Below are 22,418 nucleotides of genomic sequence, written 5' to 3'. Positions count from 1 at the left end.
TATTAATGCCACTTTTGAAAAGCTGCACACCATGCGCTTAAACGGATTTGCACAAGCCTACCGGGAACTTACCGAAAATGCCTGGAGAAGAACTTCTCCTTAGATGAGCTTATCGCTCATCTTATCGAAGCAGAGTACGAGAATCGGTACAATAAAAAACTAAAACGCCTGATCACTCAGGCCCGATTTAAACAACAAGCATCTTTTGAACAAATCAATTTTCATCAACCCAGAGGAATGGATAAAAACATGCTTTTGCGTTTGCAGCAGGGGGACTGGATCAAAAAATCAAAAGACCTGATCATTACAGGACCCACCGGAGTCGGCAAATCGTTTATTGCTTGTGCTTTAGGCTTCCAAGCTTGTAGCCAGGAACTCAAAACCATCTATTATACCGCTAATAAGCTACTGGATCGTATGACACTGGCCAAGGCTGATGGCAGCTATTTTGAGTTTATGGACAAATTAGCCAAGACAAAACTCTTAATTATCGATGACTTTGGGCTCAAACAAATTGATCATAAACAATGTAATATGCTTTTGGACCTAGTGGATGAGCGCCATGGAAGTTCATCCACAATAATCACCTCACAACTACCTGTAAAGGCTTGGTTTGACTGCTTTAAGGAACCCACTATTGCCGATGCAATATTAGATAGATTAACTAATGGTTCTTACAGAATAGAATTGCAAGGGGAATCCATGAGAAAATTTAGAAAAGAACAGTAAAAAAAAATTAATTAATTTAACCGAAAGTTTTTGAGAAAAGTGTCCGTTTTGAAACGGAACACCTGTCCGTTTTCAGCGGAATATGCAAGCTTATTTTTGTCTTGATTTTTTTGGTTCTTTTTGCATCAAGGCAAAAACGAACATATCATAAACTCCGTGAGCGCCGATTTGTATGCCAAGCGAACACCATCTTTAAATAAAAAAGGCTTTACTGCGCGGTGGCAAAAAAGCAAATGCGCGGTGGCGAGCGTTGGCCTTGTACGGTACAAATTGTATCTCGTGGCAGTTTGTAATTTTTACGGCACCCATAAACGTTCTGACAAAACCCACAGCGCGGGCGTGCGGCTATTTACACATAATGTCAAATTATAGGACAAAATTCCGGTTCCATAGAAACGATGTCATAAATTCCCAAGAGAATGAACTGCAAAGCTATATTCCAAGGACGGAGCTACTATTTTACATAATATAATTATAGCTGACAAACGATTCACGGCTGTTTTTGCGACTTTCTATTGTTTTGTCCTATAATTAATATTATGTTAAATAGAATTATCTAAACCGTTCCGCTTCAGTTATCACTCACCAACTCCAATGTAACCTCATACACATTCCTCTTCTCCATTTTAGCTTTTAGCCAGGCGTAAAAACTCATCATAAACAAATCCTCTCTTTCCTTGGGTCGCCAAATAATTGTTTTATCCACAAGCAGTCTGAATTCATCAGATTCTACGATATGCGGTTTATTTACCATTTTTTTGATCAGTCTTAAAAAATTATAGGCATTTCTGGTTGTTCCGGATTTTAATATTTGACCGTATGTCCTATCCAAACTTTGAATACGCGATTCTAAGAGCGTTGATTCCTGTAATTCGATCAGAAGAATAATTTCCAGAAACTTTTTGTGTAAAGTCCAATCGATACCAATAGTTGACTCGTACCAACGATCACTGTGAGTTAAACGAAATAAATGTTTTCTGGCCGCATTGTAATTTCCTTGCTGGAGTTCAATCATTACAACAACTAAACGCGGGTTCATTGTATCATCGTGGGAATTATTGTTTAGTATAGGGTCAAGAATATCCAAGGCTTTACCATAACTACCAGTATAATTGTAATACAATGCTTCCAAATTCTTGTATTTAACATAATGTTTCGGATTTGATTTAGAGTCGATGATTTGCTCTAAACGATCCAGATAGATTTTACATTTTCTAAAATCTCTACGTCGAAAGTAAATGTTAGCGATATGATATATCAACTCAACACGATAATTCGGATGTCGTCTCTCCCCTCTCCTTTCAAGCAGTTCGAGTTTTTCAACAAAGAATAAGTCTATAGCAGAATAATCCTTCTTCATTTCTGCTACAATGTCAGTTATTTGCGCTATCTGGCTGAGTAATTTATAGGTATACGTCATTGATGAATCTCCTCCAAACTTCACAAATGCCTCATTAACAAGCATATCCAAATCAATATCTTTGGTTGTGTTTTCACTAAATGCTTTCTTCACCATGGCGTAAACCATATTTAACCGCTCCTGTTCCATGAATTGCTCCGTATTTCTTTTCAATTTCTCAAAAATCTCTTCCTGATCCGGAGCTTCAGGTAAATGTGAATATTCAACATACGTGTGGTAAATTTCATTCAATAAGGTTAATTGCCCGACTTCGATAGCCATATCCTCTGCCCTTTTCAGCAGTTTAAAGCCTTTTTTCTCTAGTTGATTGTCTAGCAATTTACGAACAACCAGAATTCTTTTCATGAGTTGTACTTCCAATGAAGCTTCTTGTTCGAGACTGAGGTTCGCTAAAAAATCAATCAGATTATCCATCAGGCGTTTTTTGAGTACATTGAAAGCATTTGTACCTATTTCTTGTCGAATTAAATCCGCTTCGCCTCTATCAATTGCTGAAAACAAAGTTATATTTCGCGTGTCATGTCGCTTGTTTTTTTTATCCAAAAAACGAATAAACTTCTGCTTTTCGGTGGTAGTTAAGAGATTTATTATAGCTATAATATCATTCATATATCGTAATAAAAATATTCTAATTTACTTATTTAATAGATTATTTAGAATTAAAAACACAAATTATATAGTAATTAAATTACAAAAATGGGTTTGTTCAAATAACACAGATGCCTCACTTTTGTCTCAGAACTTAAAAACAGAATAGTATGACAAACGATGAAATGAATGTAACAGTAACTCATGAAAATAAAGCTTCGAAAAGAGCAGTGCAAACCAGAGGAATGAAACCAACCCCTGCATTTATTGGAGCATCCTGGGTAGCTCTTGGAGCAGGTTTAGTTTCGTATTGTATCGGTTTATGGAATTCGGATATGTTGCTCAATGAAAAAGGCTATTATTTTACCGTGATCTTATTCGGCTTGTTTTCAGCTATTTCGGTACAAAAATGTGTAAGAGACCGCTCCGAAGGAATTGAGGTAACAGATATTTACTATGGAATCAGTTGGTTTACGACGCTGACCTCTATTGTATTGCTTGTGGTCGGGCTACGCAATGCTGATCTATCCTTAAGTGAAAAAGGATTTTATGGAATGGCTTTTACTCTCTCTTTATTCGCTGCCATTGCTGTTCAGAAGAATACGCGAGATAGTAAGTTTTTTAAGGAGGAAGACAACACTTACTTCTAGACCCGGCAAGCAAAAAGCACACTCAAACGAGTGTGCTTTTTCAACCTAAACAACGTATTATGAAATATACTTATTTCCAATGTGAATACCCACCTGTCAGATCATAAACCTCTTTAAATCCAAGGCTTAACATAACCTTTGAAGCTCGTCCCGAACGATTCCCACTTTGACAGTATATTGCAACCGGTTTATCTTTATCCAATTGCTGAATTTTATCCGGAAAATCGGGACTGGTATAATCAATATTAACAGCACCTTTAATATGTCCCGCATTAAATTCTCCCGGAGTACGTACATCTACAAACTGTATATTTTCCTCAGCAATCTTCTCTGCAAAAGCTGCTTTATCAAGTTTTAGAACTGTTCCCCCGTTTGCTTGCTCCTGAACCGAAGTTTGTTGTGCCTGACAACCTGCAAAAAACAATACTACTATCAACGTACTAACAAATCGCATACCTATTTTTTTATAAAACAAATTTACAGAAGTTTAAGTAAAAGCCATGTGATATTTATCACACAAGGAATAGAATTGTAAATTTGCGCATGTTTACCCGGGAACAAGTTAAAGAATATAAGACGGCCTTTTGGGAAAAGTTTCGTCAGAAAATGGAAAAACAGCGCTCCGCTACCGGAAAGCGTAAAAACTGGTTACATTACCGTTCAAACATTAAAGGTATTTTCTTTCGGCTTGAAGCTACGGGGAAAGAAGCTTTTTTTGCCATAGATATCCAAATGAAGGACGAGGGAGTCCGTGATATTGTCTGGGAGCAATTCATGGAAACACGACTCCTCCTTGAATCCACCATCGGGAATGAAATGGTTTGTCTTCCTTCCTACTCTCTCACTACTGATACTATCTCCCACCGAATGCAATGGACTTTAGAAGGAGTGAATTTGTTTAATGAATCAGATCACGAAAGAATCATGGATTTTTTAGCAGAAAAAATAAAAGGTCTGGATGAATATTGGGCAGATTTCTTCGATTTGTTTTATTCACTCTGTTCGTAAACAAAACAGACCAAATCTATACGACTCGGCCTGTTACAACTTATACTATTAATCTCGTTTTACTTTTCCTTATCTACCAACAGGAAGTTATGATCAGTTGAAAACTTCTGTTGTACTTCGATAAGATTCTTATTTGCATTATCAATACGATCCTGAATTTCATCCATTAAGTCGTACGATTTATCTGCCATATCATCAGTATAGTCTGCATCATCTACTGATTCGATTTTTACACGTTCTTCGTATTGCGGAACAGACTTCGCTACAGCGTCAACATATCCCATAGCAGCGTTCTGAAGTGCAGCATCTCCAAAGAAATCTCCGTGATCTTCTACTTCTTTTTTTGTTGTCTCAACCTGTTTCTTCAAATCCGAAAGCCCTGCATTCATTTCTTCTGCAACATAATCATCAAATGTATCGTTCATGCTCTCTACTTTATCATCCAAACGATCAATCATATTCAACAGATCATCATTATACTTTACGCCTTTTTCAGGAGTTTCTGTTTCACACGATACAAGGAATAGAATTCCCATAGATAGCATTACTGCTTTACCTAATTTCATAATTTGTAATTTTAAGGGTTATTTTTTCACGACGAAAATACAACTTTACCCAGAGAAAACCAACCAATTATTTTTTTATCTGTTTGATTTTGAACCCTAAGAGAACAACATCATCAGTTTGTTCGTGATCTTTTTTCCATAGGTCAAACGTATTTTGCAAAATACGTAACTGTTCAGGCATAGGGTAATCCTGAATTTCAAGAATCAACCTTTTCAGGCTCCGTTTACCAAATTTTTTATTCTGCTCTCCACCAAACTGATCGGTAAATCCATCAGATAACATATAAAACTGATCATCCGGCTGTACCGAAATATGATGCATTTCGAAATCCATGAATACGCGTTCAGGTTTCAGGCCTATTGGGTAACGGGAAGATTTAAAACTTTGTAATTCACCATTCCGGACTAAATACAAATCATTCAAAACACCTGCGTAAAGTAATATACCTTCATTTTTGCGAATACAGCAAATTCCTATATCCATGGCGTCATTTACACCGTTTTCTTTGTTCTGGCTACTAAACGTACGAATAACCTTTAAGTTTAGGTAAGCCAGAACTTCATCCGGAGTTTGCATTTTCTTTTCGTAAATAGCCTGGTTCAAAATATTCGTCCCTACCAAACTCACCAATGCCCCTGGAATTCCATGACCGGTACAATCCGCTACAACCACCCAAACAGCATCGGGTGTTTCCTCCACCCAGTAAAAATCTCCCGACAGCTTGTCCTTAGGTTTAAACAACACGAGACTATCATCAAAATATTCTTCCAGATCCTGAGGAGATGGTAAAAATGTATTCTGGATTCTTCGGGCATAATTAATACTATCTGTTATGTCTTTATTGCGCTGCTCCAGTTTTGCATTTTTAACCCGGATAGCTTCTTTCAAGCGGAACTGATAAACCGCTAAAGCAACATCAGAAGTAATTTCTTTCAGAAAGTCGATGGTCTCCGCATCAAAATCAACAGCACTTGTACTTCCGAAGTTCAACGAACCGACCAACTCTTTATTATAGCGAATCGGTAAACTAATGTATCCCCCCACTCCATGATCTTTATACAGATATTTCTGACTGGGAGTAAGCTCACTTTCGTTAGCATTATCCAAGTCATTTACAATAAATTCAGCACTCTTCAGGATGTGTATGGAACGTTTAAAATCTCCTATAGGTAATTTGTCCATTATAATCTCCGCTACTGATCCCTGCGGATCACCGGAAATAACATTAACAAATTCTTCGTCAAACTCATAGATCGCAATGGAAACCCGATTACAAGGAAGCCCAAACCCTTTAACGTTGATAATAATTTCATTAAAGATATCATTCAGACTATCAGCTTTTAGCAGTTTTTGATCCAGTTTATGAAGTGTACGCAATCGCTCACTATACAGCCGAATCTGGGCTTCGGCTTCTTTTGTTTTGGTACTATCTCTTCCGATACAGATAATTCGCGCTACTCTGCCTTCTTCAAGAATCGGTGTGAAACTGATATTGGCCCAAAATTCCTCTCCCGATTTCTTTTTCAGACGTAACTCAGCATAGTGCATACAACGATCTTCATACACAGCATGAATAGTCGAATGGAATATCTCGGGGCTATCCGATTGCTCAAAAAAGAACGAAGAAGTGTCTGCCCCTAACACATCAGTTTCATCATATAATGTCACTTTCAGAAAACCAGGATTCACCCATTCAATGGTATTTCCCTCTCCTAATAACAATACAATATTATCCGTTTCACGAGCAATCAACGACAGTTTCTTTAGTTCGTTTTCGGCATTCTTTTTTCGCGTAATTTCCTGTCCTACCCCTACTTTTGATTTTTTCCCAAGGCTGACTACTTTCCAGTGAAACCACTTTTCCGACCCTTCTTTGGTAACCACCATAGAGTCATAACCATCTTCCCGATCAGCCCGTTCATTAATATGATCCCGGAAATGCGTTAATTCTTCATCTGTCACTTTTCGTTGCATACGCACATCCCACCATCCTCTGTTCAATATTTCCTGACGACTGTACCCCAGAATACGGTTTACATTTTTAGAGACGAAAGTCACTTCTCCACTGGCATCTGATGCCAATACAAGCGCATCAATATTATTTAGTACATAATCACTAAACTGCAGTTTTTTAATAATGCGTCTGAACAGGAACAGATTAAAAAAGGAAACCGGAAGACTTAATCCTACCAATAAAAAGAAAAAAATCGTGTCTTCATTAATCCCATAATAACTTCCCGAAACGATGGTAAGTAAAACAATAAAGGATAAAAAAGGCACCAACAATCTGTACCGGGTAAAAAATATAGGAGCCGAAACGACGATTATCGGAATAGTAGCAAAATAAGCAGGGTTAATTTCATTTATCCATGTAAGGTAAAACGTTTGTAAACTCAATAAAGCAAAAGTAATCCTCGAAATCCGCCAATGATGTCTTCGTACTTTTCGGGAAACAATAATCAATAAAAGAGCCAATAAACAATAAACCGAAAAGAGTAAGCGAATCAAAAAAGGATCATTCACATCACTGAAATACTCGTACAATAATCCCGCAACAGGATGGAAAACAGCCAAACTGAGGAGAAGAAACTGGGAAGCGAGTACGAGTTGATTTGTCATCTTCTTAAAACTACGTCATGAAGATAGAAATTTCAAGAAAAAACGGACGTTTTTTATGACAAAGATTCAGTTTACATAGAAAATAACACCACACACTAACCAAGAGACACCTTTTACATAAGAATGACTGGTTTGGCAGGGAATTTGATTATCTTATTGTAGAATAACAAATACATACACCATGAAAACGACAAAGAACACCAGAAAAATGCCCAATATGACAAATGCAAGACGCATTCGCAGTAATACAGCAAACGGATTTGACCAGGCACTATCTGTTCTGGGAATTTCCTGCAAACCGACTAAGCGCTCTGAAAAACAAGTCGCTTAAAAAGGATTCGTAGCAAAAACGCTGACTTCGGGAATAAAACCTCTTCTATCCATTTCAAGAGTTGAAAGAACCGTATGTGCAATTTCTACCGGGGTCAGTTTTTTATCCTGTAACGCTCTTTCTGTGCGTTCCGGAGAGTTAAAAGCTGTCGGAACTTCAGATGGATTCACCTGAATAACACGAATATCAAAAGGACGTAATTCTGCCTGCCAAGCCTGAGTCATCGCACGCAATGCAAATTTACTTGCCGAATAAACCGATCCTTTGGCAAAACCTTTCAGAGAAGCTGTCGACGCAATATTTACGATATCACCCTGTATTTTTTCTGACTTAAATCGTTTCACAGCTTCTTTAGCCATCATTGCAGCTCCATACACATTTACCTCAAAAACTTCGCGAAAGTCTGCTCTGTTTAAACCGTCTAATTCGGAAAAGGAACCAATCCCTGCATTGTTAATCAGAACATCCAATCCCTTCCAGTTGGAATCAATCCAGTCAAACGTACGGGAAATATCATCATCACTCGACACATCTGCTGTCACATAAGAACACTTCAATTCTTCTGCGACTTTCGCAAGTTTACTTTCGTCACGTCCGGTAATCAACACCTGTGCACCACGTTCGATAAATAAAGCCGCCATAGCTTTTCCCAACCCGGAGCTTCCTCCTGTTACTAAAATTCGTTTTCCTGTCAACATACTTTATATTTTTTAAAAGTCCATATCTCCACCACTTCCGTTTCCGGAACTTCCTCTTCTTCGTCTGCTATCGTTTCCTACTTCCAGCTTCCCAAACCGATAGCTAACCGTCAGGAACAATCTGCGCGACTGCCATTTGTATTCCGACTCCTGCCACACATTCTGATTCTCAACTAACATATAGAACCCCTGCCAGTCAAATACATCCGAGATACGCAATGTCACGGATAATTTCTTGTCCAGAAACTGACGTTGCAAAGACAAATCAATTGCCGGTTTATACTGAACAAGTCCCTGTGGCACTACCCGCGGAGCATTATAGCGGTAATTCAATTGAAAGGTTGTTGTTTTCTTCCAGAAATCAATAGCAGAACTCAACTTGAAGCCCCAGTTTAATCCTGAATTATTCTGTAGCTCAGGATTAGATGTAATCAGAAAACTCTGATAAACATTTGTCGAAAAGTTTGTACGCCACCAGTCCCATGGACGATAGATCATTATTCCTTCCACTCCGTAATTCATGGTTTTATCCAGGTTATCAAAGACAGTGGCAGCGGTTCCATCCGGATAATAGGTACGAACCCGCTGAATCACGTCCGTTGAGTGTCGGTAATACCCCGTTGCATTAACCGTCAGTTTTTTCCACGACTTATTGTATCCTACTTCAAAACTATTGATGTATTCCGGTTTCAAAGCCGGGTTCCCCATACGTAAGTTGAACGGATCCGAGTACTCGGTAAAAGGATTCAAGTTCCATGAAGACGGTCGGTTTATTCTTCTTGAATAACTCAAAAACAACTCTCCCTTTTTCTTTAATTCATAAGCCAGGTGTGCTGAAGGAAAGAACGAGAAATAATCATTCTTAAATTTCTCTCCGGTTGTAATCAATTCCGGTCGCACTAATGCCTGTTCAAGACGTATTCCTAATTGATACTTAAACTTTTTAACCTGATGACCAAAGATTCCATACACTGCATAAATCTGTTCTGTCAACTTAAACCTATTGTTGATATTCGTATCCGGATAAAAATCCGCTGTTTCAAAATCATAAATCTCTCTGAACTGTGTTCTGTCGTCTGTATTGACAATAGCTTTAGCTCCTGTTTCCAAACGCATAGCATTTTTAAAATTCCGCACGATATCTACCAGTCCTGAAAAGACTGTATTCATAGTAGGGTTATCCAACTGCTCCATACGAGCCGGATTTGTGGTCCACTCCATCAAATCGTATTCATCATAGTACCCTTTCACTGTGTTCTTTCCCCAGGACTGGTTAAAATCAGCGATCATCTCCCCTTTTTTCTCCTTAAATGTCCACTGATAATTCAAGTTCAGATCAAAACTCTGACTCGTACGGGGTTCACTGGAATTACGCTGCCAGACAGAATCTTTTACCCCATTCAGATACAACGTATTACTCAATAATCCATCGCGCGTCCGTTTGTTATATGAACCTGTTGCAGACATCCCGATGATGTGGTTGTCCTTTATCCTGTAATCAAATCCCGCTTTTCCCGTATGACCGTTGTTATTATCACGTCCATATCTTTCCTGACTAAGAAATTCAGTTCCAAATGCCAGTTCTCTTTCACGATCTGAGAAAAAGTTCCGATACCCGTCATAATACCGGTAACTGTAATTGGCAAACACATTGAACTTATCGTTTCTCAAATTAACACCAACAGCCGTTGTATAGTTATTTCCCGTTCCATAGGTTCCATCAATGTTTCCATTAAACCCTCTCAACTTATTCTTTTTCAAAACAATATTGATGATCCCGGACATACCGTCAGGATCATATTTCGCAGAAGGGTTTGTAACAACTTCCACCCGCTCGATTGAAGCAGCGGGAATAGCATCCAGAATCGCTCCCCTTGAACTTCCCGAAAGAGAACTTGGTCTTCCGTCAATTAATACAGTTACATTGCTATTTCCCCGCAGCGAAATCTGACCATCCTGGTCAATATCAATAGATGGAACATTGCTCAGAACATCATTTGCCGTTCCTCCACGAGTAGACAAATCTTCTTCCACATTAAAAACTTTCTTGTCAATGCTTGTTTCCAACATTTTTTGTTCTGCTTCCACAACTACTTCCGACAATTCATTGTCCGCATTCTCAAGCAATATGTCTCCTAGTTTTTGGTGTTCTGAATTCCCTTTGAATTGAATATCACTTATAATTTTCTCTTCAAATCCAATAAATTTAAGTCGCGCATAAAAACCCCCTCTTGGAATATTCGAAATGGAAAAAAGCCCCTCTATGTTCGAAATCCCACCTGTTACAGGAACAGAGTCTTTTGCAGTAAATAATGTGATATTCACAAAGTCCAAAGGTTGTTTTGTAACCCCATCTAAGACCCTGCCTGACAATTTATTATTTCCAGTTGTTTCATTTTGAGCTTTAAGCCCGTGAATTGAAAATAAAAAATGACTGAGAAAAAGGATTATTACGTATCCGTTGTAAAATTTCATGCCCAAATATAAGGTATTTACCCTGTAAAATAAAGTTAAATCAGCTATTCCGTTTGACCGTTACGGCATCGGATAGCCAGAGGAATGATTCGAGAAATTTATCAATGTTTGGCTTAAATTCTGAGTCTGAAAGGTTTCCTTCTTCATCAAAATGATTTTGTACTTTAGGAACCGTCAGCATTTGTGAAACCGGAACTCCACCATACCATAATACCATTTGCTGTAAAGAGGTCGCGGCTCGCATTCCCCCCAGGGCTCCGGAACTAACCGTGCATATTCCCATTACTTTTCGGTAGTACTCCTTTCTGAAATAATCAAGCGAGTTTTTAAGAGAAGCAGCCGGCGCACCATTATACTCAGGCGTCACTAAAATAAAAGCATCTGCCGAATCAAAAATTGAATGAAGCTTGTGCATCGCTTCGGTTGGAGCAGGATGTTTTGCATAGATATATTCAAGAACCGGTAAATTATATGCTTTTAAATCAACCAACTCGGTCGTATAACCAAGCGATAATAACTCCCGGTTAAGACAAACTGCCACGCCATGAGATTTTCTTCCTTCCCGATAAGTTCCTGATACAACAACAATCTTCATTTTCAACTCCTTATTTTATCCAGAAGTTCATTCATCAAACTCGCTTCCTCTAGTGTAATATTCCGCATAAAATCGGATGAATCCCCCAACTTTATAGTAATTTCATTCAAAAGATCCAGCCCTTTTTCAGTGATCATAACATACACTACTCTCCTGTCCTTCTCACAGCGCGTTCTTTCAATCAATTCCTTGTCAATAAGTTTATCCATCAATCGAGTCGTATTGGGTGATTTTTCCACCATTCGATCTCTGATTGTATTAACTGAAAGTGACATACCTTTGGATCCTCTAAGGATTCGAAGAATATTATACTGCGGAATTGTCAGACCAAACTCTTCTAAACCTTTGTTCTGATGCGTATTCATCCAATTGGCGGTGTATTTCAGATTTATCATCGCCTTGAATCGTTCATCTTTGAAGGTTGTCTGTATAGCTTCTTCAATTTTCATACTACAAAAATACTTACCACGGTATTAACTACAAAGAAAAAACACAAAAAATAGTTAACACTGCATAGTTAAAAGCTATCTACCTATCTAATCTTATTAGCTGAAAGCCATTGTTGATAGACACGGGCATTTTTCAAATGGTCGCTATACGAATGCGCAAAACTATGCTTATACTCTCCTCCTGGTTTTGCACACATAAAATAGTAATTGTGCTTTTCGGCATTTAAAACAGCATCTACGACACCGGAAGGCGGGATACAAATTGGTCCGGGAGGCAATCCTGTATATTTATAGGTATTATACGGACAATCAATATCTCTGTGTTTATAGGTCAAACGTTGAACACCATCCAGTTCACGCCCCCAACAATAACGAAAAGTAGGATCGGACTCCAGTTTCCAGTTATCCTTCAAACGGTTCAGGTACAATCCGGCAATAGTCGCCCATTCTTCAGAAACAATCCCCTGCTCACGATATACGATACTGGCAAGTGTTACAACCTGACTTTCTGACAATCCCAGTAACTTTGCCTTTCGCGCACGTTCTTCATTCCAGAAAGACTTAAACTCTTCTGCCATACGTGCTACAAAACTCTCAACAGGTGTGTCCCAAAACATTTTATACGTATTGGGGATAAACATAGAACCGAATGTAGAGGGTCTAAATCCGTAAAACGCTACTGTTTCCGGTTTTGTTAAATAAAATACCAACTCAGAACTATCAAAAACAAGAGCCTGCGCCACCTTACCGGAAACATCGTACAAATCACGGCAATTATTGAATGTAACATCAACTTCCACTTCCGCATTTCCGTTCCCGAGAGCGTTCAGACGAAATCCATACACCAAATGCTTCACAGGATATGCTGCTTCGATAACATATTTTCCGGCAGCCACCAATGAATCCGTTAATCCCTTATACTCAGAAAGTTCATCAAAAGAAGTCTCTTCAGAAATAATCCCCTCCTCCTTCAATTGGGATTTTAATCCCTGAAGATCAGTTCCCGGATATACATAAATCGTTTTCTCAGAACTGTTGATCGTTTTTTCCTGAGCAGCCAGGAATAATTTAATATACGGATAAGCAATATACCCCCCAACAGCCACAATGACCAACACAACCAACACGATTACCTTCGAACGATTCATAATTCTTCCAAAATTAACTGATAAAATGCAATATCCTCTCTGTTCTTACCTGTTTTCCTCCATGATTTCAAAACACCACTCTTTTCAAACCCACACGCTTCAAAAAGGCGAAGACTAGGTTCATTAGACACGGAAATCATCGCATAAATTTGCTGAAAATCAAATACATCTCTTCCATATTTTGCCAACAGTCGTATCGCTTCAGATGCGTATCCTTTCTCCTTGTTTTCCGGTTCAGCAATAAGAATCCCTATCCCGGCTCTCCTGTGTTTGAAGTCTGCGTCATAAAAATCTACACACCCCACAGGCAAATCATTTTCATTCAGACAGATTATAAGACGTAGCTGTCCGGTCTGACGAAAATGTTGCGAATTTTCTATAAAATGATGAATATCGTGTAAAGAAAAGGGAATTTCAGTTTCACTCACATGCCAAAACGAGGGATTATTCTCCCACAACATAATTCGGGTTGCATCCGAAGACTCAACAGCCCGAAGATATATTTTTTCACTTTGTAATCGCATTCTCCAATCGTTTTGAATTTATAAAACCTGCAACCGTTTTCTTGCTATATTCAAAAACCCCAATCTGATCCTCATTTGTGTAAGCTGGTACATGAACCGACTCTATCAATCCGGACGCATCCAGTGCAGCCAATAAATCGGCAACGGTATCAAATTGTTCAGCATCTCCAAAAAGCACTTTATTTACAGGTTCCAGACACGTTCTACCGTCTGAAAGTTCAATTTGAAACCCCTCTTTCAATTCTCTTTCTTCCAATTGAATCCGTGCGTTAAACCGAACAAAAAAAACGGGCTTTTGCTTTTTCTCAAATAACCGGGTTAATGCCTGAATCTCTTTATCAACCTGTGCTTCTTTTATGGTAACCGAAAAATACCGTCCATTCTTAGACAATGCTATGTGAGGCGGTATAAGCTTCCAGTTAATCACCCAAAGAAAAATACCCTCCTCTAAAAAAACAAAATCAGCTTCTTTCTGTATTTTGGATGCTGTCCACTTAAACATCTATCTCTCCCTTAAAAACGAGTACGGCAGGACCTTCCAACCATACCTCTTCATACGCCCCCTGTTCATTTATCTTCCACCGGACATTTAGTGTTCCGCCTTTCGTAACAATAGTACGACTTCCCTCCTGCTCATTTCTGATCTTACCGTGCAAAAGTGCAACGGCGGTCACACCTGTGCCGCAACTGTACGTTTCATCTTCAACTCCACGCTCATACGTTTCCACCCAAAGTGTACCGTCCTTTTTCTCTAGAACATGATTCACATTCGTACCGATTGCACAAAACTCATCATTATAGCGAATCTGTTTACCAAATGTTACGATATCCGGAAAAGTTTCTTGTTCAAGAAAACGCACATAATGTGGTGATCCTGTATCCAGAAAATAATCTTCTTCTATTTTCCTGAATCCGGAAATTTCTCCCATTTTCAGACGAACAGTTCCGTCAGGGAGCATTTCCCCCTCATGTACCCCGTCTATTGCTCCAAACCGACAATCGTCGGAAACAATTCCACAGGAAAAAGCAAAAGCAATAGCACACCTTGCTCCATTCCCGCAAAAACTCTGAGAACCATCCGAATTATAATAATTCACATAAAAATCAACTCCCGGTTTCTTTTCCAAACGAATCAGTCCATCTGCCCCCACACCAAACTTTCCCGAACACAAAAAACGAATTTGCTCTTCCGTGAGTTCCGGATAATCAGAATGAATCGCATCAATCATGATGAAATCATTCCCCGTCCCCTGGTATTTAGAAAAATGAATAGTCATTATTTAAAACGAAATAGAAGTATATTTTTCTGTTTTCATCATCGGAATCGTCGTTTCTTCCGTTTGAAAAAGCAATGTGTTTTTATTCTGATAAATCAGCTCAAACGACTCCTGTGGTGAGATCCCATATAAAACCAATGTCGTTTTATTAAGACGGTACCCCATAAAATCAATGGGTGATTCCCAAAACTCAACCATCATCTTTTTATTAAAGTAAGTGGTTTCGCCTACTTTCTCTGCCAGCTTTCCTGAAGCCGTTGTATCTCCGGAAACAGGAAAATTCTGAAGCAATACCGTTTTTTTACCTAATAAACGATCCGTTACAATATCCTCGGCATCCACGTCTTCCGCAACTGCAGAGATCGTATCAACAGGAATAGAATCTTCCGGTTTCTCCTCTACAATCAATAGCGTATCTGAAACAACTTCTTTTTGCCGTTCGGGTTGTTTTTCTACTTTCTTCTTTGAGGCATTAACAACTAATATGGTATCTGCTTTCTCCCTGTCGTGACTTTCTTTCTTAATCGTAGTATGATTAATCACGATCCGGGGAAAGAAATCACCCAGAACATAGATAACTATACCCCCTAATAAAAAGCCCAGAAGAAAGATAATAAATCGGTTCAAAATTACAGCTTAATAATTCGGTGCAAACATACAAAAAAGCAAGACATTACACCAGTCAGGTGCTTAACATTATTTAACACGGAGTCAGTAACATTCCCCTCTGTTTATGGTTATCTTTATGTAGAACGTTAAAATATTATACACATGAAAAATATGAAATATCTTGGTTTGGGGTTGTTAGGGGGAGTTATCCCTGCCGGACTGGTTTTTATTTTTCAACTCAACACTACTAGTCCACTAACGGAGAAATCAACCACTTCTCCGCAATATCCGGTTCATACTACCAGTGTAATGCCTGTAGGGGCTGAAATGAATACGGATTTCACTGTCGCAAGTGAAAGAACGATCCATTCGGTCGTACACGTTACCACTAAGGTCGTTCGTCAGCAAATTGTTCGTGACCCTATTCTTGAATTCTTTTACGGTCCGGGTGCCGGGAAAAAGGAAAACCTGTACGGTCAGGGAGCAGGTTCCGGTGTTATAGTATCCGAAGATGGATATATTGTCACGAATAATCACGTAATTGCCGATGCCAGTGAAATTGAGGTCACATTAAATGACAACCAGAAATACAGCGCAGAGGTTATCGGAACAGACCCCTCTACCGATTTGGCTGTATTGAAAATTAAAGCCAATCATCTGCCCGCAATTCAAATAGGGAATAGTGACAATGTCAAAATCGGGGAATGGGTACTTGCAGTTGGAAATCCATTCAACCTGACATCCACTGTAACAGCGGGAATTGTCAGTGCTAAATCCAGAAACATTAACATTCTTCGTCAGAACGGGGATCAAAACCTCTTCCCTATTGAATCATTTATTCAGACAGACGCGGCAGTAAACCCCGGAAACAGCGGTGGTGCTCTGGTAAACACAAATGGAGAACTAATCGGAATCAATACAGCTATAGCTTCCCGAACAGGAAGTTATACCGGATATTCTTTTGCTGTTCCTGTAAATCTGGTTGCTAAAGTAATGTCAGACATTATTGACTATGGCGTTGTACAACGAGGGTTTTTGGGAGTTCGGATTATGGACATCAATCAGGAATTGAAAGAAAGTAAGAACTTACCAAACACACATGGGGTGTATATTTCAGAAGTAATTTCTAAAAGCGCTGCCGAAAAAGCAGGACTTAAAGATGGTGATGTCATCCTTAAAATAGGGGCTAAAAATGTTAATTCTTCATCTGAGTTACTGGAAGAGGTTGGAAAGGCCCGTCCGGGAGAAAAACTCTCAATCACAGTTCGCCACAAAGGGGGAAGCGAGAGTATAAAAGAAGTTGTTTTACAGAATCAGGAAGGAGAAACGGAACTTGTAGCAAGAACAGAAACTCCAAAAGCTGTATTGGGAGCTACATTTGAGAAGTTATCCGCAAAAGAGATGAAAGAGCTAAATCTGGATTCGGGAGTCAAGATAAAATCTCTCAGTCCCGGCAAACTAAAGTCTCTGGGATTAACTGAGGGGATGGTCATAACAAGAATTAATAATGAGAAAGTTTCTGATATTGAAACACTAACCAGTAGGTTGAACAAAAAAAATGGAGGAATCTTACTGGAAATAGTAACCCAAAGCGGCAGAAAAGAGTATATAGGTTTTGGTTTGTAAAATGAATGAGAAACGTGAGGTGTAAAGGACGTTTTAAGAACGTATTAAGTTAATAATAAAAATCACGTAAGATTTATTTGACTAACGTGTTATTTTGCCGTAAATTTGCAAAACTTTTATAGTTGTAAAGAAGAGAAAGGAAAAGAATGAGACAGCTAAAAATCACAAAATCAATCACTAACCGCGAGAGTCAGTCACTTGATAAATACTTGCAGGACATTGGTAAAGAGGAGCTTATCACAGCTGAAGAAGAAGTAAACCTTGCCCGTCGTATTAAAGAAGGTGACCAACTAGCGTTGGAAAAACTGACTCGTGCGAACCTACGTTTCGTAGTTTCGGTAGCGAAACAGTACCAAAATCAGGGATTGACCCTACCGGATCTTATCAATGAGGGGAACCTCGGATTGATAAAAGCTGCTCAAAAGTTTGATGAAACGCGTGGATTTAAATTTATCTCCTACGCTGTTTGGTGGATTCGTCAATCCATCCTTCAGGCTTTGGCAGAGCAGGCACGTATCGTGCGTTTACCATTGAATCAGGTTGGTTCTTTGAATAAAATTAACAAGGCGTTCTCACGTCTTGAGCAAGAATTTGAGCGACCACCTTCTGCGGAAGAGTTAGCAGAAGCATTAGAAGTTCCTGAAGATAAAATCAAGGAAAGTCTTAATGTATCAGGTCGTCATGTATCTATGGATGCTCCCCTATCTTCTGCTGAAGACGGAGGTACATTGATGGATGTAATGGCAAACACCGATTCTCCGAAAGCTGATTCACAGTTAATGGCCGAATCGTTACAACGTGAAATCGAACGTTCATTATCCACTCTTACTGATAAAGAACGTGAAATTATCCGTTTGTTCTTCGGAATTGGAATGAACCACGGTCTTACCCTGGAGGAAATCGGTTCGAAGTTTAACCTGACGCGGGAACGTGTTCGTCAGATTAAAGAAAAAGCGATCAGACGTCTGCGGCATACGTCGCGTAATAAGCTGTTGAAAGCTTATTTGGGATAAAGAAAATTTCAGGGCTGCCTACTCGGCGGCCCTTTTTACTTGTAAATAATTCAAAATCAAATACTTTAACTAAAAATTATGGAAGCAGCAATCGGTTATGAAAATGAGCTGAAAGAGCATGTAAGAAGAGAGCGTGCGGCTGTCAAGCTGTCCAGTAAAACAGGTCAATTGCTTTACGACAAAGGGATTGAGCTTGTACTGTTCAGAAACCACCTCATTGACACAACAACTTCAGAGATTCTGAACCTGCATGAGTATGCAGAAAAAGTAGTAAACAAACCTATTGATGTTTACACTACTTCGGAATTGGCGGAAGAATTGTTGAAAATGGATTTAGCACCATCAAAACTTGATATCGGAAAGTTAGCCAGTGACTGGTTATCTGCTCAATCCAACTATGCTTCTAAAGCTGATTTCCTGAATGATATTCTTGCTGATTTTATCGGAGAGGAAAAAGGAAATTTCGAACCACGTGATGTTGTTCTCTATGGTTTCGGTAGAATTGGTCGTTTGGCTGCACGTGAATTAATTAAACAAGCAGGAAAAGGACAGCAGCTTCGCCTACGCGCTATCGTAACACGAAGTTCTTCAGATGCAGATATCATCAAGCGAGCTTCTTTATTGCGTTCGGACTCAGTTCACGGTGCTTTTAAAGGAACTGTAACTGTTGATACGGAAAATCAGGCATTGATTATTAATGGTCAGATAGTACACATGATCTCTGCCAATAATCCAGAAGATATTGATTACACAAAATACGGTATTAAAAATGCTCTTGTAATTGATAATACAGGAGTATTTACAAATCGTGAAGCTCTTTCAAGACATATGCAAGCCAAAGGGGTCGGAAAAGTAATCCTTACCGCACCCGGAAAAGAGATTCCAAATATCGTTTATGGGATCAATCATAAAGATCTTGATATTGATAATGAGACTATTTTCTCAGCTGCTTCATGTACGACAAATGCCATCTCCCCTATTCTTAAAGTGGTAAATGATCATTTCGGAATTGAAAAAGGTCACATTGAAACAGTTCATGCCTATACCAACGATCAAAACTTGTTGGATAATATGCACAAAAAACCAAGAAGAGGTCGTTCGGCTGCTATTAACATGGTTATTACTTCAACAGGAGCCGGAAAAGCGGTTACTAAAGTAATACCTGATCTTCAGGATAAATTAACAGCAAACGCTGTTCGTGTACCAACACCAAACGGATCTTTGGCTATTTTGAGTCTTTCGTTAGGTAAAAATGTTACAACAGAAGAAGTTAACGCTGTTGTTCGTGATGCTGCTTTAAACGGAGATCTTGTCAACCAGATTTATTATTCGGTTGACGAAGAGTTGGTAAGTAACGACATTATCGGAAACACCTGCTGTTCGGTTTATGATGCACCGGCTACAATTGTTTCTAATGACGGTAAGAATGTTGTTCTGTATACCTGGTACGATAACGAATTCGGATATACAAAACAAGTAATCCGATTGGCTAAGTATGTTGCAAAAGTACGTCGTCTGATTTATTATTAATCAGATGTATTTATACTAAAAACAAAAGCAGGTTTATGATAAACCTGCTTTTGTTTTTGATACGTATCGACCGCTCTTCTATTCTTCTAATTTCACATTTATCAGATAGTTAAACCCAAATAGACACTTAATATGCCGGTTCTAACATCCCCCACAAGACATCTGCCTCATTTTGAGAAAGAGTAAAGGCATGTGTTTCTTCCACTTCTCTTTCAATACCCGAAACGGCTCCGGAATAGTTCATAAATTGCTTCGCGCTTAAATCCGCCGGAACCTCTTGTTCCTTTGCCAGCGCCAGTGATTGAGCATACTCATCAGCATCTTTAGTCTTCCTCTCTCTACTTGCAACGAAAGCATTTTTTTTCTCTTCATACAACTCTAACGAAACTGTATCTGCTGCAACCTGAATAGTACCAGACTCAAGGTCTTGCTCTTTAGTAGCAGCCAATACTTCTCTTGCCGGCACATTTATCTCCGGACCCCCCCCCCCATTTCTTTCTCTCATAACAGAATCAACCAATTGTTCTGTCCGTTGTACCGCACTCTCCTCTACTTTTGCTATCTGCGAATTATCTTTCTCTGTTACCGGGATAAAAGGTAAAACCATAACCAATAAACAACCAATAGCAATTGCAACAGGTAAGGGTCTTGCATAAAAAGGTTTTTGACCGTTTGAAGTACTAATGTTCCACTTCCACCAGGGAGCGGATTCTTTTTTCCACTTTTGGTCAAATGTCCCCATTAAACTCTCTTTCATTTTTTCAGAGGGAGTTATTTCTTCACGGATCACTTCTTCCTTTGTTTGTATGAGCATATTCTTCAGTATTTCAAATTCCTGTTCATTTTTGAATAATTCCCTACAAGAGTTCAACTGCTCCGGAGTTAACTCATTATATTGTCTGGTCAGTATTTCTAAAATATCTTCTTTCATGTGCTCCTTTATATTCTATTTAACAGAGGATTAAACACCTGTAACTCTCCGGCCAATCGCTTTGTCACATTAAACAAGCGAGATTTAACCGTCCCTTCATTACACTCAAGAATAGCTGCAATCTCTTTTATAGACATCTCCTGAAAATGCCGTAAAACAAAAACTTCACTATGTTTATCGTCAATTTTATCCAATGCTTCGTTCAGGGCTTCTTTAAACTCATTCTCGTGTATATCCTCCAACACATCGGTATCACGAGATCGAATATCTGTTTCCAGTTCTTCTGTAGACTGCATTCCTGATCGAACGGATTCTTTCCTATACTCATTCTTACACATATTATTCGCAACACTATATACCCATGTTTTAAACTTCCGTTTCGGGTCAAATAGATCCGGATTATTAATGATTTTCGTAAACAGATCATGAACCAGATCTTCTGATCGCTCCCGATCCTTCCATAATCTGAAAAAGAAATAGTTCAGTAATTTTTTTGCATACCTGTCATAAAGTTCAGAAAAAGCACGAGCATTCCCTTCTGATGATAATTTCATCAGTTCTTCATCAGTCAATTGTTTATATGAAGGGGAAAATAATCCCATTTATTTCAATAGTTCTTCAATTCGTTGTGCTTCATCAATCCAGGTACTTATTTTCCGGATCAATTGTTCAACTTCTTTCACTTTATCCGTTTTTCCTTCTTGCTGAGCCCTTTTTCTGTAGGCAAATAAGTAGGGTAAATAATTGGCAGACCATCGTTTCGTTTTCTCATCTACTTCCTTTTCGCGAATTAGCTCCAGATTATCAAACAACTCCATAACAAAAGAATGGCTTACTCCTCCTGTTACAAGAACAACAGGACCGGAAATCACTTTTTCTTTAAACTGTCGGGTATATTGAACAGGAACTGAAAGTGAGATCCCTATATTATATTCGGGATTACGATTCACAAATTCACTCAGAAATAAGGCGTCTACACTTTTCGATTCCGGAACGAAATATCCAGCCCCTTCTAAGGACTTTCTATAATCCGGGATCAGGAGCCAATCCAGACTCATTACTTTTACATCGGTTCTAAACTGATGATTCACTTGTTGCTGCATTACTGCATAAGTATCATCAAATCCGTTACAAATCAATATCCCATCCAGCGGAACCGCTTTGAGAATGTCCTGACCATAAAGTAACTGATCACCCGTAAGGAAGTTCTGTTCCACCAGAGAAGAAAGTATAGGAGCTGCAGCATTTTTTTGTTGAGTACGTATGTAATACCCCGCCATTTCTCCTGCAATTCTTCTGTCATCAGGCGCTAGCTTGTATGCCTGTTGCAAAGCATTAACTTTTTGATCCGATCTGGCAGAAGAGGTATATTCAACCCAATAATTCTCCGCATTACGAACAGGTTGATTCAGATAGGCATCTTCCATTTTCGCCTTATAGCGATCTTGTCCTTTATCCCTCTCTTTTTTTTCAACCTCTTCAACCGAAGTATTTTGAAGTCTGCTCTTCTCCTCCTGTTGAGTTCTGCCAACAATTGGGAACAGTGTAAATACAACAACGAAAATGCTATAAAAAACAGTTTGTATCATAGTTCAATATATGACTGACAACCTTCTGTACACCTCTATTAA

At 38.9% G+C, this 22,418-nt stretch carries 23 protein-coding genes; 7 read left to right on the top strand and 16 right to left on the bottom strand.

The genetic code is table 11. From position 1 onward, the window contains the following. Positions 1–81 precede the first annotated feature (81 nt). Complete coding sequence (gene istB / locus ABDZ97_RS09430; protein WP_343788025.1) at positions 82–729, top strand: IS21-like element helper ATPase IstB; 648 nt, start codon at positions 82–84, stop codon at positions 727–729. 571 nt (positions 730–1,300) lie between these two features. On the opposite strand, the gene ABDZ97_RS09425 is transcribed toward istB, so the two are convergent. After that, the gene (locus ABDZ97_RS09425; RefSeq protein WP_343786912.1) at positions 1,301–2,758 is read right to left on the bottom strand and encodes a tetratricopeptide repeat protein; all 1,458 of its coding nucleotides are present in this window, start codon (positions 2,756–2,758) and stop codon (positions 1,301–1,303) included. 164 nt (positions 2,759–2,922) lie between these two features. Here ABDZ97_RS09425 and yiaA point away from each other — a divergent pair, with 164 nt between their 5' ends. Continuing rightward, on the top strand, positions 2,923–3,387 hold the full coding sequence (gene yiaA / locus ABDZ97_RS09420) for an inner membrane protein YiaA (RefSeq protein ID WP_425542657.1): 465 nt from the start codon (positions 2,923–2,925) through the stop codon (positions 3,385–3,387). Between the two features lie 70 nt (positions 3,388–3,457). On the opposite strand, the gene ABDZ97_RS09415 is transcribed toward yiaA, so the two are convergent. Beyond that, positions 3,458–3,841 carry a rhodanese-like domain-containing protein gene (locus ABDZ97_RS09415; RefSeq protein ID WP_343786908.1) on the bottom strand — a complete coding sequence of 128 codons (384 nt, stop codon included), beginning with the start codon at positions 3,839–3,841 and terminating at the stop codon, positions 3,458–3,460. A gap of 89 nt (positions 3,842–3,930) precedes the next feature. On the opposite strand from ABDZ97_RS09415, the gene ABDZ97_RS09410 reads away from it, so the two are divergent. Then, complete coding sequence (locus ABDZ97_RS09410; protein WP_343786906.1) at positions 3,931–4,395, top strand: DUF4268 domain-containing protein; 465 nt, start codon at positions 3,931–3,933, stop codon at positions 4,393–4,395. Between the two features lie 59 nt (positions 4,396–4,454). Here the strand turns inward: ABDZ97_RS09410 and ABDZ97_RS09405 are convergent, their stop codons facing one another. Continuing rightward, the gene (locus ABDZ97_RS09405) at positions 4,455–4,961 is read right to left on the bottom strand and encodes an LIC11966 family surface protein (RefSeq protein WP_343786904.1); all 507 of its coding nucleotides are present in this window, start codon (positions 4,959–4,961) and stop codon (positions 4,455–4,457) included. 67 nt (positions 4,962–5,028) lie between these two features. After that, entirely contained in the window at positions 5,029–7,581 is a 2,553-nt protein-coding gene (locus ABDZ97_RS09400) for a SpoIIE family protein phosphatase (RefSeq protein ID WP_343786902.1), read from the bottom strand. Positions 7,582–7,762: 181 nt separating this feature from the next. Between ABDZ97_RS09400 and ABDZ97_RS09395 the strand changes: the two genes are divergently transcribed. Continuing rightward, on the top strand, positions 7,763–7,912 hold the full coding sequence (locus ABDZ97_RS09395) for a hypothetical protein (RefSeq protein ID WP_343786900.1): 150 nt from the start codon (positions 7,763–7,765) through the stop codon (positions 7,910–7,912). On the opposite strand, the gene ABDZ97_RS09390 is transcribed toward ABDZ97_RS09395, so the two are convergent. The 9 genes from ABDZ97_RS09390 to ABDZ97_RS09350 all read right to left on the bottom strand — a co-directional run bounded on the left by ABDZ97_RS09390 (position 7,909) and on the right by ABDZ97_RS09350 (position 15,705). Further along, positions 7,909–8,610, bottom strand: a complete 702-nt coding sequence (locus ABDZ97_RS09390; RefSeq protein ID WP_343786898.1) for an SDR family oxidoreductase — start codon at positions 8,608–8,610, stop codon at positions 7,909–7,911. The genes ABDZ97_RS09395 and ABDZ97_RS09390 overlap by 4 nt on opposite strands. A 12-nt stretch (positions 8,611–8,622) precedes the next feature. After that, positions 8,623–11,085: a TonB-dependent receptor gene (locus ABDZ97_RS09385; protein WP_343786896.1), complete on the bottom strand. Its 2,463-nt coding sequence runs from the start codon at positions 11,083–11,085 to the stop codon at positions 8,623–8,625. A 40-nt stretch (positions 11,086–11,125) separates the two neighbouring features. Further along, positions 11,126–11,680 (bottom strand): NADPH-dependent FMN reductase, encoded by a 555-nt coding sequence (locus ABDZ97_RS09380; protein WP_343786894.1) that lies wholly within the window; start codon positions 11,678–11,680, stop codon positions 11,126–11,128. Positions 11,681–11,682: 2 nt separating this feature from the next. After that, positions 11,683–12,129, bottom strand: a complete 447-nt coding sequence (locus tag ABDZ97_RS09375) for a MarR family winged helix-turn-helix transcriptional regulator (RefSeq protein ID WP_343786892.1) — start codon at positions 12,127–12,129, stop codon at positions 11,683–11,685. An 83-nt stretch (positions 12,130–12,212) separates the two neighbouring features. Further along, on the bottom strand, positions 12,213–13,277 hold the full coding sequence (mltG, locus tag ABDZ97_RS09370) for an endolytic transglycosylase MltG (RefSeq protein WP_343786890.1): 1,065 nt from the start codon (positions 13,275–13,277) through the stop codon (positions 12,213–12,215). Then, positions 13,274–13,801 carry a GNAT family N-acetyltransferase gene (locus tag ABDZ97_RS09365; RefSeq protein WP_343786888.1) on the bottom strand — a complete coding sequence of 176 codons (528 nt, stop codon included), beginning with the start codon at positions 13,799–13,801 and terminating at the stop codon, positions 13,274–13,276. The genes mltG and ABDZ97_RS09365 overlap by 4 nt, the downstream gene beginning before the upstream one ends. Further along, the gene (locus ABDZ97_RS09360) at positions 13,785–14,303 is read right to left on the bottom strand and encodes a hypothetical protein (protein WP_343786886.1); all 519 of its coding nucleotides are present in this window, start codon (positions 14,301–14,303) and stop codon (positions 13,785–13,787) included. The genes ABDZ97_RS09365 and ABDZ97_RS09360 overlap by 17 nt, the downstream gene beginning before the upstream one ends. Continuing rightward, complete coding sequence (dapF, locus tag ABDZ97_RS09355; RefSeq protein WP_343786883.1) at positions 14,296–15,078, bottom strand: diaminopimelate epimerase; 783 nt, start codon at positions 15,076–15,078, stop codon at positions 14,296–14,298. The genes ABDZ97_RS09360 and dapF overlap by 8 nt, the downstream gene beginning before the upstream one ends. A 3-nt stretch (positions 15,079–15,081) precedes the next feature. After that, positions 15,082–15,705: a hypothetical protein gene (locus ABDZ97_RS09350; protein WP_343786880.1), complete on the bottom strand. Its 624-nt coding sequence runs from the start codon at positions 15,703–15,705 to the stop codon at positions 15,082–15,084. A 144-nt stretch (positions 15,706–15,849) separates the two neighbouring features. Here ABDZ97_RS09350 and ABDZ97_RS09345 point away from each other — a divergent pair, with 144 nt between their 5' ends. The 3 genes from ABDZ97_RS09345 (at position 15,850) to ABDZ97_RS09335 (ending at position 19,856) form a co-directional block, all read left to right on the top strand. Continuing rightward, positions 15,850–17,313, top strand: a complete 1,464-nt coding sequence (locus tag ABDZ97_RS09345; RefSeq protein WP_343786878.1) for a Do family serine endopeptidase — start codon at positions 15,850–15,852, stop codon at positions 17,311–17,313. A 146-nt stretch (positions 17,314–17,459) separates the two neighbouring features. Next, positions 17,460–18,326: a sigma-70 family RNA polymerase sigma factor gene (locus ABDZ97_RS09340; RefSeq protein ID WP_343786875.1), complete on the top strand. Its 867-nt coding sequence runs from the start codon at positions 17,460–17,462 to the stop codon at positions 18,324–18,326. A 78-nt stretch (positions 18,327–18,404) separates the two neighbouring features. Beyond that, a complete protein-coding gene (locus ABDZ97_RS09335) occupies positions 18,405–19,856 on the top strand; it encodes a glyceraldehyde-3-phosphate dehydrogenase (protein ID WP_343786873.1) in 1,452 nt (483 codons plus the stop codon). Between the two features lie 127 nt (positions 19,857–19,983). Here the strand turns inward: ABDZ97_RS09335 and ABDZ97_RS09330 are convergent, their stop codons facing one another. From ABDZ97_RS09330 to ABDZ97_RS09320, 3 genes are read right to left on the bottom strand one after another with little or no spacing between them, the layout of a single operon-like run. Next, positions 19,984–20,787: a hypothetical protein gene (locus tag ABDZ97_RS09330; RefSeq protein WP_343786870.1), complete on the bottom strand. Its 804-nt coding sequence runs from the start codon at positions 20,785–20,787 to the stop codon at positions 19,984–19,986. Positions 20,788–20,795: 8 nt separating this feature from the next. Continuing rightward, a complete protein-coding gene (locus ABDZ97_RS09325) occupies positions 20,796–21,389 on the bottom strand; it encodes an RNA polymerase sigma factor (protein ID WP_343786868.1) in 594 nt (197 codons plus the stop codon). Continuing rightward, on the bottom strand, positions 21,390–22,376 hold the full coding sequence (locus tag ABDZ97_RS09320; RefSeq protein WP_343786865.1) for a hypothetical protein: 987 nt from the start codon (positions 22,374–22,376) through the stop codon (positions 21,390–21,392). It lies immediately after the preceding gene. Between the last annotated feature and the right edge of the window lie 42 nt (positions 22,377–22,418).

Source organism: Wandonia haliotis, from assembly GCF_039523435.1.
GTDB lineage: Bacteria > Bacteroidota > Bacteroidia > Flavobacteriales_D > Crocinitomicaceae > Wandonia > Wandonia haliotis.
The sequence above is the reverse complement of the archived record's forward strand: the minus strand, read 5'-3'. Positions and strand labels throughout refer to the sequence as shown.

Excerpts from the sequence above, each read along its gene's own strand:
- ABDZ97_RS09365 (WP_343786888.1), bottom strand. The coding sequence starts at position 13,801 with ATGCGATTACAAAGTGAAAAAATATATCTTCGGGCTGTTGAGTCTTCG.
- ABDZ97_RS09425 (WP_343786912.1), bottom strand. The coding sequence starts at position 2,758 with ATGAATGATATTATAGCTATAATAAATCTCTTAACTACCACCGAAAAG.
- ABDZ97_RS09390 (WP_343786898.1), bottom strand. The coding sequence starts at position 8,610 with ATGTTGACAGGAAAACGAATTTTAGTAACAGGAGGAAGCTCCGGGTTG.
- ABDZ97_RS09330 (WP_343786870.1), bottom strand. The coding sequence starts at position 20,787 with ATGAAAGAAGATATTTTAGAAATACTGACCAGACAATATAATGAGTTA.
- ABDZ97_RS09395 (WP_343786900.1), top strand. The coding sequence starts at position 7,763 with ATGAAAACGACAAAGAACACCAGAAAAATGCCCAATATGACAAATGCA.
- mltG (WP_343786890.1), bottom strand. The coding sequence starts at position 13,277 with ATGAATCGTTCGAAGGTAATCGTGTTGGTTGTGTTGGTCATTGTGGCT.
- ABDZ97_RS09385 (WP_343786896.1), bottom strand. The coding sequence starts at position 11,085 with ATGAAATTTTACAACGGATACGTAATAATCCTTTTTCTCAGTCATTTT.
- dapF (WP_343786883.1), bottom strand. The coding sequence starts at position 15,078 with ATGACTATTCATTTTTCTAAATACCAGGGGACGGGGAATGATTTCATC.
- ABDZ97_RS09410 (WP_343786906.1), top strand. The coding sequence starts at position 3,931 with ATGTTTACCCGGGAACAAGTTAAAGAATATAAGACGGCCTTTTGGGAA.
- ABDZ97_RS09405 (WP_343786904.1), bottom strand. The coding sequence starts at position 4,961 with ATGAAATTAGGTAAAGCAGTAATGCTATCTATGGGAATTCTATTCCTT.
- ABDZ97_RS09345 (WP_343786878.1), top strand. The coding sequence starts at position 15,850 with ATGAAAAATATGAAATATCTTGGTTTGGGGTTGTTAGGGGGAGTTATC.
- ABDZ97_RS09335 (WP_343786873.1), top strand. The coding sequence starts at position 18,405 with ATGGAAGCAGCAATCGGTTATGAAAATGAGCTGAAAGAGCATGTAAGA.
- ABDZ97_RS09400 (WP_343786902.1), bottom strand. The coding sequence starts at position 7,581 with ATGACAAATCAACTCGTACTCGCTTCCCAGTTTCTTCTCCTCAGTTTG.
- ABDZ97_RS09320 (WP_343786865.1), bottom strand. The coding sequence starts at position 22,376 with ATGATACAAACTGTTTTTTATAGCATTTTCGTTGTTGTATTTACACTG.
- ABDZ97_RS09325 (WP_343786868.1), bottom strand. The coding sequence starts at position 21,389 with ATGGGATTATTTTCCCCTTCATATAAACAATTGACTGATGAAGAACTG.
- yiaA (WP_425542657.1), top strand. The coding sequence starts at position 2,923 with ATGAATGTAACAGTAACTCATGAAAATAAAGCTTCGAAAAGAGCAGTG.
- ABDZ97_RS09360 (WP_343786886.1), bottom strand. The coding sequence starts at position 14,303 with ATGTTTAAGTGGACAGCATCCAAAATACAGAAAGAAGCTGATTTTGTT.
- ABDZ97_RS09375 (WP_343786892.1), bottom strand. The coding sequence starts at position 12,129 with ATGAAAATTGAAGAAGCTATACAGACAACCTTCAAAGATGAACGATTC.
- ABDZ97_RS09380 (WP_343786894.1), bottom strand. The coding sequence starts at position 11,680 with ATGAAGATTGTTGTTGTATCAGGAACTTATCGGGAAGGAAGAAAATCT.
- ABDZ97_RS09415 (WP_343786908.1), bottom strand. The coding sequence starts at position 3,841 with ATGCGATTTGTTAGTACGTTGATAGTAGTATTGTTTTTTGCAGGTTGT.
- ABDZ97_RS09340 (WP_343786875.1), top strand. The coding sequence starts at position 17,460 with ATGAGACAGCTAAAAATCACAAAATCAATCACTAACCGCGAGAGTCAG.